Genomic DNA, 8,779 nt, shown 5'->3' on the forward strand with positions numbered 1-8,779 from the left:
GTGGTCAGCCGGCGCTCCGTTCCCCTCGAAGTCCGCAGATTCAGATTTGCACGGTATTTCGACTGACCGTCGCCGCCTTCGCCCCAGATCCGTCTGACTTGGCGGGCCACTCTCTCTCAGCACAGCGGGAAGCAGCTCCACGCGATCAACGAGCTGTCACGCCTTCGGCCTTACCTACGCCGATACCTGCCATAACGCCGATTCTGCTGGCGACGGTACTACGGCGCCCCGGTTCGTTCACTCAGCGCCGGCGCCGCGGAGACAGACCAGAAGTCGGCGTAGCGGCCACCGCGGTGCAGCAGTTCGTCGTGGGCTCCATCCTCCGCGATCCGGCCGCCGTCCAGGAAGACGATGCGGTCGGCGCGCCGGACGGTGCGCAGCCGATGCGCCACCATCACCACTGTCCGGCCCGCCATGAGGCGCTCGATGCCCTCGTGGACGGCCGCCTCATTGACCGGGTCGAGTGCGGAGGTGACCTCGTCCAGCAGCACGATGGGTGCGTTCTTCAACAGCGCTCGCGCGATCGAGACGCGCTGGCGCTCGCCGCCGGACAGCAGCGCGCCGCCCTCGCCGACGTTGGCCGCCCATCCACCGGGCAGCCGCTCGATCACCTCGTCCAGCCGCGCCGCGGCTGCGGCCGCCCGCACCTCGGCGTCGTCGGCGTTGGGACGGCCGAGCCGTACGTTCTCCTCGATCGTGCCGTCGAAGAGATAGACATCCTGGAAGACGATCGCGATCTGCGCCATCAACACCTCGGTGTCGATCGCGCGCACGTCCACACCGCCCACGCGCACCGCGCCCGCGTCCACGTCGTAGAACCGCGCGAGCAACTGCAGCAGGGTGCTCTTGCCCGCGCCCGACGGCCCGACGACGGCGAGCCGCTGCCCTTCGGGCACGGACAGCGACACGTCGTCGAATACCATGCGGTCGCCATGCCGGAAGGTGACGGAGTCGAACGCCAGGTCATGGTTCGTCGGCTGGGTCGGTTCTGGAGGCTCGGGCAGCGGCTCGGTGCACAGCACCTGGTCGAGTCTGTCCAGCTCGGACCGTGCGCTGCGCAGTTTGCCGCTGATGTCGGAGAGCGACAGCAGCGGATCGGCGCAACGGGCGGCGAGCACCAGGATCGTCAAGGCATCTGCGGCGCCGATGTTGCCGCCGAGTGCGAGGTAGGCGCCCAGGGCCAGCAGGGCGGTGAAGATGGACTGCACCGTGAGCGTCAGGCCCACCGTGCCGGGCAGCATCGCCAGCACGGTATGGCGCGAGGCACGCTGAACCTCCCGCAGCGAGTCGTCGAGCAACGTGAACCGTTCGCCGGTCCGGCCGCCGGCCCGCAGCACCGGCTGGGCCTGGAGAAATTCGATGACCCGCCCGGCAGCTTCCTTGTCGCGTTCGTGCCGCTCGGCATCGGTGGCGGCCACCGAGCGTGCCGTCCATGCCATGATCGCCGCCACGACGGGTGCGGCCAGCAATGCGGCCAGCCCCAGTTGCCAGTTGAAGGCGAGCATCACGGCGACGATCGTCACAGGGGTCACGAGGGCGGAGATGAACGGCGCCAGCAGGTGCGCCGCCACGCCCATCGCCTGCAGGAGGCCGCGGCTGGCCATGACGGACACCTCGCCGACCCGGTCGGCGCTGTACCAGCCGATGGGCAGTCGGGCCAGATGCTCGCCGAGCCGGTGGTACATGCCACGCAGCATCGTGGTCCCCACCCGCATACCGGATAGATCGCTGAGGTAGCGCAGAACGGCATAGGCCGCGAATGCGGTGCCGAACGCGATCAGCCACGGCCCGGCATCCGCCGGCGTGCTGCCGAGCAGCGCCCGCAGTACCGGGACCAGCAGGGCGTAGGACAGACCCTCGGCGATCGCGGTCGTCGTCATGAGGGCCACGGTGCCGCGCATGGCCCGAGCGTGCTGCTGTCCCAGCACGCGCAGCAGCATTCGAATCATCGGGGCTGGTCTCCTTGGATCGCGGATTGATGGGACTGCCAGAGCGCGGTGAACTTCCCGCCTCGTGCCAGCAGGTCGACAGGCCTGCCATGCTCGACGATCTCCCCGTTCTCCAGCACCACGACGGTGTCGGCGTCGGCGACCGTCTCCAGGCGATGCGCGATGACCAGAAGGGTCCGATCACCCGACGGCGTCGCCAGGGCCCGGCGCACCGCCTCCTCCGTCTGCGGGTCGGCGAAGGCGGTCGCCTCATCCAGCACCAGAACGGGCGCCTCGGCGAGCAGCGCGCGGGCGATCGAGATTCGCTGCGCCTCGCCACCCGAGAGCCGGGCCTCTTGGCCGATCACCGTCTCGTATCCGCGCGGCAGCTCGAGAATGCGGTCATGAATGTTGGCCTGCCGGGCGGCGCGAACCACGTCGTTGCGGTCGGCATGCGGTAGCGCCAGCGCGATGTTGTCGGCGACCGACGCGCGCAGCAGGCGGACGTCCTGGAAGACGAAGGAGACCGTCCGGTACAGCTCCCGGCTGCCGAGCTCGCGCAGGTCGACACCGCCCAGCCGTACCGAGCCGTGGGTCGGGTCGAAGAAGCGCGGCAGCAGCTGGACCAGCGTGGACTTGCCGCTGCCCGACGGCCCGACGAGCGCGGTGACCGTGCCCGGCTCGAGCACCAGGTCGATCCCGCGCAGCACCTCGTGATCTGCTTGGTAACCGAAGCGGACGCCGCGCAGTTCCACCCGGTGCCCCTGTGGCGCGACCGGGTGCGCGGGCTCCGGTAGCGACGGCACCGCGAGCACGTCCCGGATCCTTCCGACCGCGCGCCGGGCGGCCTGCATGTCGTCGAAGCCGTGTCCCAGGGCCGCCACCGGTGCGGTCAGGCCCAGGCCGAGCAGCAGGAAGGGCAGCAGGTCAGCGGGAGCCAGGGAACCGCCCATGATCAGAGCCGCGCCGCCGATCAGCACGATCAGCAGGACGAACGGCGGCGACAGCGCCAACTGCATCCCGGCGGCGACCAGGGACATGCCGCGCACCCACCGGGAGAAGACGCTGACGAAATCGTCGGCGGCGGTGAGGAACTTGCGGTGGGCGCGCTCGCATCCGCCGAACGCCTTGACCACCGCGATGCCTTGCACGAACTCGACGACGGAACTCGCGATCCGGCCCATGGCCGCGTCGTACTCCTCCTGCTCGCGCTGCCGCGCGGGCAGCATCAGCAGCGGGACCAGCAGCATCGCCATCACCACCGGGATCAGCGTGATCAGCGTGAGCCGCCAGTCGACGGCGAACAGGTAGATCAGCGACACCAGCGGCACCACGAACGCGGCGACGAGCTCGCCGGGGGTGTGGGCGATGAACGGGTGCACGGCACTCACGTCCTCCCCCACCACCTTGGCCAGCTCGCCGGTGCGGCGCCGGGAGAACCAGCCGATCGGTACCCGCCCCAGCCGCGCGGCCAACTGCCGCCGCAGCGACAGCTGCACCCGGCCGTCGAGAAGATGCCCGACGCCGGATGACGCGGCCGTGAACAGCAGCCGGGCGAGCAGGCCGACCGCACCCGCGATCACGACGAACCAGACGTGACCGTGATCGACCAGGCCGGGCGACAACAGGACACGCCCCAGCTCGACGACCGCCAGCAGCGGCGCCAAACCCGCGAGAGCGCCGATCATCTGCAGGATGACAACGAGCGCGAAACGCCATCCATACGGACGTAACGGCCGCATCATGCTCTGTCCCGTTTCGGGGTGGGCATCTGATGGCGGTGTGGACAGTTCCCTGGCCTGAGCGAAGCCGGTGGCGGTCATCGCTCTCCTTTCTTGTCGAAGTTACGGGGAGGGCGAGGATGTCCACGCCGTCCGGTGCGCGGGATGCGGGCCTGTCGAGCGTGCAAGCGTGCCCGTGACCGACAGATGCCGGCGGTGACTGTCGTGGTGTGTGCGGACGGGTGAGACGGGGGCTCGGGCCGTGACCTACGCGGCCGCGGCTATGGCGGCGGCGATGAACAGCACCTGCAGGGCGGTGCGGACGGACAGTGGGGTCACGGGCTTTCCGGCCAGGGTGAGGCCTCGGCGGGCGGCCGAGACGTTGGCCGGGAACATGGCGGCCATGAGCAGCGCGAGCCCGATCGCAGCCCAGGGTGCCAGCGGCGGGATCAGCAGCCCGGCAGCGCCTGCCAGCTCCAGCACTCCGGTGATGGTGACCAGCAGCGCCGGCCGCGGGAACACTGCGGGGATCATCGCGACGAAGTCGCGGCGCCACGAGGGCAGGAAGTGCGGCACGCCGGTGACGACGAACATCAAGGCGAGAGCTCCCCGTAGTGCGGGCTGCCAGCCGTCCAGCATGTCGATGCCAGCCAGGCCGACCAGCCGCAAGACGACGAAGCCGCCGATCAGGGCGATGAACGGAACCATCCGCTCCTCCAATCTTGTCATCGGAAAGATTGGCGGACGCTAGCTATCTTGTCAACGTCAAGATAAGGTGGGCATGGCACCATCGATCACGGAAAGCGCGGAGGTGAGGCAGATCAAGCAGACGGCCTACCACCACGGCAACCTGCGGCGCGCCATCATCGACGCCGCTCTCGAGGCCATCACGGAATCCGGCCCGGCCGGATGGAGCCTGCGCGAGTTGGCCCGACGCGCGGGCGTCTCGCACGCCGCCCCCGCCCACCACTTCGGCGACAAGGCGGGACTGCTGACGGCCGTGGCGGCCGAGGGGTTCGAGGTGTTCGCCGACAGCCTGGAGCGAGCGGCCGATGACGTGCTGGAAGTCGGAGTTGCCTATGTCCGTTTCGCCATCGACCATCGGCCCTACTTCGAGGTGATGTTCCGGCCGGAGTTGTATCGCATGAATGATTCCAGCCTGAAAACGGCGCGTGAGCGCGCGGCCCATGTACTCGTCACCAGCGCCGGCAGGCTGTCGCCGAGTCCGGGTCAAGACCGCTTGACCACCATCGCCGCCTGGTCACTGGCCCACGGCTTTGCCGGCCTGTGGCTGAGCGGCGCCCTGCCCGAAACCGCCCACGGAGATCCAGAGGCCCTGGCCCGCTCGCTGATCCGGCTCTTCTTCGGCACGACGCATTGATCAAGGGAATTGCCTCAGGGGGTGGTGGTGCCGCGGGTGGTGGCGCGACCCGCCGCTGGCCGCGATGCTGGAGTCGATCGCTCTCTCCTTGGCGGGCCGGGCCGGGCCGGATCACGCCTGGCCCGGCGTCTCGGGTTGTCCGCGTCACGCTCGCCGCTGCACACGCCGTGGCCCTGCGGCTGGCGCGCGATGGCGAGCCGGCATGCTTCAACTCCTCGTTGTGCTCACACAGACCGGGGCCCGCGAGCACAGCACGTTCAGGAGCCGGTGGTGGAGCGAGTCACGACCCGTGTGCAAGGCATGGCAGGATCGCGGCCATGTCCCTCAGCGTTCCCCGCCTCCGGATCGGCTCGACCGAGATCATCGCCCTCGCCGATGGCGAGGGCCCATTCTTCTCCCCGCGTGCCGAGGCCTTCCCCGAGGCCACGGCCGCTCAGTGGGCCGAGGCCGACCGCTACGACCCGGGCGCGGTCGACGCCGAGGGCCGCTGGCGGCTCCAGTTCCGCGCGTACGCGATCCGCAGCGACAAGGGCCTCACCATCGTGGACGCCGGGATCGGTCCGGCGGACGGCCCGGCCGCCTCGTGGGCGCCCGTGCCCGGTGCGCTCCCCGAGTCGCTCGCCGCCGCGGGCATCGACCCGGCCGAGGTCGACACCGTGGTGCTCACGCATTTGCACACCGACCACGTCGGATGGGCGGTCGTGACCGAGGCGGCCATCCCATCAGCGGGCGGCGCGGTGGCCGGCAACTTTTCGACCAACAGCGCGGTGGGCGGCGCCCCTGCGCCCGGCAGCGCGACCAGCGACCGCCGCCCCTACTTCCCGAACGCCGAATACCTGCTCCAGCGGACCGAGTTCGACGCCCTCGACGCGCTCAACCCGCAGCTTCGCGAGACCCTCATCGACCCGCTCGCGGCGGCCGGTCGGCTCCGGCTCCTCGACGGGGACACGCCGCTGCGCGCCGGGCGCACGGTCACACGCCCGGGCACCAGAGCGTGCTGGTCGCCGACGGGCGCAAGCTGGCGCTCATCACCGGCGACCTCCTGGTGCACGCGCTCCAGCTGCTCCACCCCGAGCTCGCCTACTCGCACGAGATCGACCCCGAGACGGCCAGGCGCTCAAGGGAGCGCATGCTCGGCCGCGAAGCCGCCACCACGCTACACCTGGCGACACCGCACCTGACGGAGCCGTTCATCTCGGCGTGACCACGGCCGTCCGAGCCGTTCGCTGCGGATCACGTCACGAGGGCATGCAGACGCTCCAATTTCTTGGCGGTCTCGTCGTCGACGGGACTGAAGACCGTGAGGCGGCAGCCGCCCCCGCATCACCTCGGCGCGGGGGCCGGCCCATGCCCCTTGGCTTCGAGCTCGACGCCCTTGCTCGTCATGAGCATGGCGCCGGAGTCGACGCGAATGGTTTCGCCCCGCTGCCGAGATGGCAGCGGGCGACGGCGACGTTATCGCGGCGGCGAGCGCCGGGACTCACCCCCGAACGTCCAGACCGGAACCACGTGTTGCGAGAGGCGACGGTCACCCATCGACGTCTGCGCCAACGCTCTCCTGTGCGGCCCATGACACGAACCCGAGCACCGGGCCAAGTACAGCGGCTACCAGGTGTTCAACAGGTGCGCGGCCCTGACCAGCCGTAGCCGGATCAACCCCATCGCCGACTGGGTGTGGTCGCGCGAGCAAGCCCATCCGGCGATCGTGCCGCTGGAGGCGTGGCACGCGATCCCAGCGGGTGACCGCGCAGGTGCGACAGCGGCAAGCGCCCAGCTGGAAGCGCGTGAACGCGGCCGCCGCCCAGCGCGGGATCCGGCTCACGACCGTACGGGAGAGCGGCACCCACGTCCTATACGAGACCGGCGGCCGCCAGTTCGTGCTGCCACGCGGAGACCTTCCGGCCGCGGTGGCCGACGAGGTCATCACGATCCTGGAGGCGGGCGCGTGACCGGCAACGACCCCACGAACGAATCCGCGGCCGACCAGGGCGCCATCGTCTTGCCGGCCGTTCGGCGGGAACGGCGGTGGATCACACCGGCCGGTGCCCATGGCGTCGTCGTCCACGGCCGTACGCTGCGTGATCCCGACATTCGTCCCGAGCCCGTACAGGCACAACAACAGCCGTCTGTGCACGACCGCCGGGTCGGTGACGGTGCGCGAGGCGACCGAGGCGCACGCGGTGGTGTAGTCGGTGACGTGGGCGACGTCCTTGAGCACGTCCAGCAGGTCGATCACGCCCCACCGCGATGCTGGTCGCCACGGCGCTCGGCACGGGCCCGGAAAGCCTCCTCCCTCTCGAGGCGGAGGCTGCCGAGGAGTGGCAGGAGGCGCTGGCCGACCTCACGCCGCCCGAGCTGTACACCCACCTGGCAGGGCCGCGCCCGTTCTGAAGCCGGGTGCCGTACTCCTTCCGGCGGCGAGGCGGCGCGCGCTCCCGTCCACCAGGGATCCCGGTAGCAATGAAGAAATTTCCAACGGATATGCCGCTGACCTGCGGCAACGACCGGGACCAGTGATCTAGATATCGATTGCTACGGCGTGGAAGCGCGTCTCGTGCCGGGCGAGACCGCGAGCTCCGGGCGTGACGTGGGGACGTCACCCAGCTCGATCTGCTGCCCGCCGTCAGGCGTGAGCTCGGGGACGTATTTGTAGATCGTGGAGCGGCTGACGCCGAGGAGCCGGGCGATGGAGGAGACGGTGTTGTTCGGCCTGGTGAGCAGGTCGCGGGCGTGCTGGATCTGCTCGGGTGTCATCGCCGGCGGGCGCCCGAGGCGCTGGCCGCGGGCGCGGGCGGCCGCCAGGCCCTCGTGGGTGCCTTCCACGATGAGCTCGCGGATGAACTCGGCGAGCGCGGCGAAGACGTGGAAGACGAGTCGGCCGCCGGGGGTGGTGGTGTCCAGCGCCTCGTGCAGGGACCGGAAGCCGATGCCGCGCTTGCGCAGGCCGGCGACGATGGCGATGAGGTCTTGCAGGGAGCGACCCAGACGATCGAGCGAGGGAACCACGAGGGTGTCGCCGGGGCGCAGGTAGTCCAGCGTCTTGCCCAGTTCCTCGCGCTCGGCGTTCTTGCCGGACTTCTTGTCGGCGAAGATGCGCAGGCAGCCGGCAGCGGCGAGGGCGGCGAGCTGGCGGTCCAGGAGCTGGCCGCGGGTGGAGACGCGGGCATAGCCGATCAGTGCCCCGGACAGGGCTGCGGGTTCGGCCGCCAGCGGATCCTCGCCGAGGGCGCCTTCCAGTAGCGGGCCGTCGGGAAGCGCGAGGGTCTTGCCGGCGGTGTTCACCGCGAGCCGCTTCCTAGGGCCAGGGTGGTGACGGTCACCGCGAGGGGTGCTCCAGGGGAGGTCTGGTGGTCGCGACCGTAGGCAGCCTGGGTGACCATCCAACGGCCGATGCAGCCTTGGCAGAACCGACGCGGTGGGCGGCCCGGCATCCAGGACAGCGGGTCCAGTGCCTCTTCCACGATCTCGAAGTCGGCGTCCATCTCTCGGCACAAGAGGCAGTCGTTACGGGCGTGCGAGTAGGGCAGCACCGGCTCGGCGAGGGGCTCCATGACCGGGAAGCGTACAGAAAAGGGTGCTGGCGTACTTGTTGTACGCCACGACTTCTCAACACGTTTTACAACAGGCCGCGAAGATCGCGGAGGGCGTTCCGTGGCCTTGCGGGTGGTGGTGTTGAGAATCGATCGATTCTCATGTCGGCGCTGTCGTGGCCGAAGGCGGCGAAGGACGAGGCGGTGCCTCCGCTGCCG

Annotated in this window: 9 protein-coding genes; 3 read left to right on the plus strand and 6 right to left on the minus strand. The window is 70.0% G+C overall.

Going from position 1 to position 8,779, the window contains the following annotated elements:
- Positions 1 to 218 precede the first annotated feature (218 nt).
- The 3 genes from ABZX22_RS44660 to ABZX22_RS44670 form a co-directional block, all read right to left on the minus strand.
- Positions 219 to 1,940 (minus strand): ABC transporter ATP-binding protein, encoded by a 1,722-nt coding sequence (locus ABZX22_RS44660; RefSeq protein ID WP_354923307.1) that lies wholly within the window; start codon positions 1,938 to 1,940, stop codon positions 219 to 221.
- Between the two features lie 5 nt (positions 1,941 to 1,945).
- Positions 1,946 to 3,616 (minus strand): ABC transporter ATP-binding protein, encoded by a 1,671-nt coding sequence (locus tag ABZX22_RS44665; RefSeq protein ID WP_354923310.1) that lies wholly within the window; start codon positions 3,614 to 3,616, stop codon positions 1,946 to 1,948.
- A gap of 300 nt (positions 3,617 to 3,916) precedes the next feature.
- Positions 3,917 to 4,378 (minus strand): DoxX family protein, encoded by a 462-nt coding sequence (locus tag ABZX22_RS44670; protein ID WP_354923313.1) that lies wholly within the window; start codon positions 4,376 to 4,378, stop codon positions 3,917 to 3,919.
- 52 nt (positions 4,379 to 4,430) lie between these two features.
- Here ABZX22_RS44670 and ABZX22_RS44675 point away from each other — a divergent pair, with 52 nt between their 5' ends.
- The gene (locus ABZX22_RS44675; protein WP_354923316.1) at positions 4,431 to 5,030 is read left to right on the plus strand and encodes a TetR/AcrR family transcriptional regulator; all 600 of its coding nucleotides are present in this window, start codon (positions 4,431 to 4,433) and stop codon (positions 5,028 to 5,030) included.
- A 317-nt stretch (positions 5,031 to 5,347) separates the two neighbouring features.
- Positions 5,348 to 6,211 (plus strand): MBL fold metallo-hydrolase, encoded by an 864-nt coding sequence (locus tag ABZX22_RS44680; protein WP_354923319.1) that lies wholly within the window; start codon positions 5,348 to 5,350, stop codon positions 6,209 to 6,211.
- 347 nt (positions 6,212 to 6,558) lie between these two features.
- Here ABZX22_RS44680 and ABZX22_RS44685 read toward each other — a convergent pair whose 3' ends face one another.
- Positions 6,559 to 7,266 (minus strand): hypothetical protein, encoded by a 708-nt coding sequence (locus ABZX22_RS44685; protein WP_354923322.1) that lies wholly within the window; start codon positions 7,264 to 7,266, stop codon positions 6,559 to 6,561.
- Between the two features lie 11 nt (positions 7,267 to 7,277).
- On the opposite strand from ABZX22_RS44685, the gene ABZX22_RS44690 reads away from it, so the two are divergent.
- Positions 7,278 to 7,421: a hypothetical protein gene (locus tag ABZX22_RS44690; RefSeq protein ID WP_354923325.1), complete on the plus strand. Its 144-nt coding sequence runs from the start codon at positions 7,278 to 7,280 to the stop codon at positions 7,419 to 7,421.
- Positions 7,422 to 7,562: 141 nt separating this feature from the next.
- On the opposite strand, the gene ABZX22_RS44695 is transcribed toward ABZX22_RS44690, so the two are convergent.
- Complete coding sequence (locus ABZX22_RS44695; RefSeq protein WP_354923328.1) at positions 7,563 to 8,312, minus strand: recombinase family protein; 750 nt, start codon at positions 8,310 to 8,312, stop codon at positions 7,563 to 7,565.
- Positions 8,309 to 8,581, minus strand: coding sequence for a hypothetical protein (locus ABZX22_RS44700; RefSeq protein ID WP_354923331.1), 273 nt, complete (start codon positions 8,579 to 8,581; stop codon positions 8,309 to 8,311). Before ABZX22_RS44700 ends, ABZX22_RS44695 begins: the two co-directional genes overlap by 4 nt.
- Positions 8,582 to 8,779 lie beyond the last annotated feature (198 nt).

Origin of the sequence: Nonomuraea sp. NPDC003804 (assembly GCF_040610675.1) — a bacterium.
Classification (GTDB): domain Bacteria; phylum Actinomycetota; class Actinomycetes; order Streptosporangiales; family Streptosporangiaceae; genus Nonomuraea.

What these genes read in the sequence shown, in the direction of transcription:
- ABZX22_RS44660 (WP_354923307.1), bottom strand. Translation starts at nt 1,940, where the DNA reads ATGCTGCTGCGCGTGCTGGGACAGCAGCACGCTCGGGCCATGCGCGGC.
- ABZX22_RS44665 (WP_354923310.1), bottom strand. Translation starts at nt 3,616, where the DNA reads ATGATCGGCGCTCTCGCGGGTTTGGCGCCGCTGCTGGCGGTCGTCGAG.
- ABZX22_RS44670 (WP_354923313.1), bottom strand. Translation starts at nt 4,378, where the DNA reads ATGACAAGATTGGAGGAGCGGATGGTTCCGTTCATCGCCCTGATCGGC.
- ABZX22_RS44675 (WP_354923316.1), top strand. Translation starts at nt 4,431, where the DNA reads ATGGCACCATCGATCACGGAAAGCGCGGAGGTGAGGCAGATCAAGCAG.
- ABZX22_RS44680 (WP_354923319.1), top strand. Translation starts at nt 5,348, where the DNA reads ATGTCCCTCAGCGTTCCCCGCCTCCGGATCGGCTCGACCGAGATCATC.
- ABZX22_RS44690 (WP_354923325.1), top strand. Translation starts at nt 7,278, where the DNA reads ATGCTGGTCGCCACGGCGCTCGGCACGGGCCCGGAAAGCCTCCTCCCT.
- ABZX22_RS44700 (WP_354923331.1), bottom strand. Translation starts at nt 8,581, where the DNA reads ATGGAGCCCCTCGCCGAGCCGGTGCTGCCCTACTCGCACGCCCGTAAC.